The following is a 1,902-nucleotide window of genomic DNA, read 5'->3' on the forward strand; positions in this document are numbered from 1 at the left end:
GCTGCCGGCCTGGAATGGCGGCACCTTCCGATCCGCGACCTGAACGCCCCGGGCCGCGCGGACCCGGCGCAGGGCGGCCCGGGAGGGCGCGGTGGAGACGACGCCCCAGATCGAGCATGTCCTGGCTGTGCAGCCGGTGCCGGAGGACCCGGAACGCACCTCCCGGCGCCTCGCCTGCCTGGCTGCCGGCGCGGTGGGCGACGCCCTGGGCTATGCCGTGGAATTCCTGCGGATGCCGGACATCACCCGCCGGTTCGGCGACGCCGGGATCCTGGAGCCGCAGACGGACACGTCGGGTCGCCTTGTGGTCAGCGACGACACCCAGATGACCCTGTTCGCCGCCCAGGGCCTGATCGAGGCCGCGGACACCACCCTCGAGGCGAGGACAGCCGCCCAGCGGAAGGCCTTCCTGGATTGGCTGGAGACCCAGGAGGGCGTCTTCCGACCCGGCCGCCAGGGCCTCCTCGCCCACCCCTCCCTTTGGGTGCGCCGGGCGCCGGGCAACACCTGCCTGTCCGCCCTGAGGGCCGGGGGCCGGGGAGACCTGGTCCGCCCGATCAACGACTCCAAGGGCTGCGGCGGGGTGATGCGGGCGGCGCCTGCGGGCCTCCTCCCTGGCATAGCGCCGCAGGCCGCCTTCGACCTGGGCGTCCGGGGGGCCGCCCTGACCCACGGCCATCCTTCCGGATACCTGCCCGCCGGTGTGCTTGCGGCCCTGGTGGCGCACCTGATGGCCGGGGACGGACTGGATGCATCCTGGGGGGAGGTCCGCCCCCTGCTGGCTCGCCAGGAGGGGGCGGAAGAAACCCTGGAGGTCCTGGACCGGGCGGTCGACCTATCCGGGCGGGAGCGCATCTCCGACGCCGAGGCCATCCGCCGGCTGGGCGAGGGCTGGACCGGTCACGAGGCCCTGGCCATCGCCCTGTTTGCAGCCCTGCGCGGCGAGGACCTTGTCGACACCCTCAGGATCGCCGCCAACCATGACGGCGACTCCGACTCCACCGCCGCCATCGCGGGCAACCTCCGGGGGGCGGAGGAAGGCCTCTTTGGCCTGCCCCTGGAGTGGATCCTGGCCCTCGACGTGATCGAGCCGCTCGTCGAGATCAGCCACTGCTGGCCGACGGCCTGACCCGCCCCGAAATTCCGGTTTCCCCTTCGGCGGAAAGCCGATCTAGGATGGGGGGGAACCCGCTGAAGCGAGGGAGGAGACAAGATGACGGATATTCTGGACCTTGGGGGCCGAGTGGCCCTGGTGACGGGCGCAGGACAGGGCGTGGGGCGGCAGATCGCCCTGCACCTGGGCGGCGCGGCGAATAGTGGCGGCGTGGTGGTGAACGACTTCGTGCTCGAGCGCGCAGAAGCCGTGGCCGAGGAGGTCCGCGCCGCCGGGGGCAAGGCCCTCGCCCTTCAGTGCGACGTCTCCAACCAGCCGGCCGTACAGGACATGGTGGCCAAGGCCAGCTCGGACCTGGGCACCATCGGCGTCCTGGTGAACAACGCCGGCAATGCCGGGGCGACGCCGTCAGCGGACGCCCGCCTGCCCTTCTGGGAAACGGGCCCCGAGGTCTGGCAGACCTTCCTGGGGGTCAACCTCTACGGCGTCATCAACTGCACCGGCGCGGTGATCCCGGGGATGATCGAACGCCAGGCGCCGGGGCGGATCGTGACCATCATCTCCGACGCCAGCCGCTGGGGCGACGCCAACATGGAGATCTACGCAGCCGGCAAGGCGGGCGCGGCGGGCTTCATGCGCTCGGTGGCCCGGACCCTGGGCCGCAATGGGATCACGGCCAATTCCGTGGCCATCGCCCTGACCGATACCCCGGCCGTTGAGCGCACCCTGAACGGCGACCCCGAGCGCCTGAAGCGGCAGATGGAGAAGTACATCATCCGCCGGCCCGG

At 71.9% G+C, this 1,902-nt stretch carries 2 protein-coding genes; both read left to right on the forward strand.

Features of this window, described 5'->3' with window-relative positions:
- Positions 1–91 precede the first annotated feature (91 nt).
- Positions 92–1,129, forward strand: coding sequence for an ADP-ribosylglycohydrolase family protein (locus WCJ52_RS12935; RefSeq protein ID WP_336903713.1), 1,038 nt, complete (start codon positions 92–94; stop codon positions 1,127–1,129).
- Positions 1,130–1,213: 84 nt separating this feature from the next.
- On the forward strand, positions 1,214–1,902 hold a 689-nt coding region (locus tag WCJ52_RS12940; protein ID WP_336903714.1), incomplete at its 3' end, for an SDR family NAD(P)-dependent oxidoreductase.

The organism is Phenylobacterium sp. (genome assembly GCF_037138395.1).
GTDB lineage: Bacteria > Pseudomonadota > Alphaproteobacteria > Caulobacterales > Caulobacteraceae > Phenylobacterium.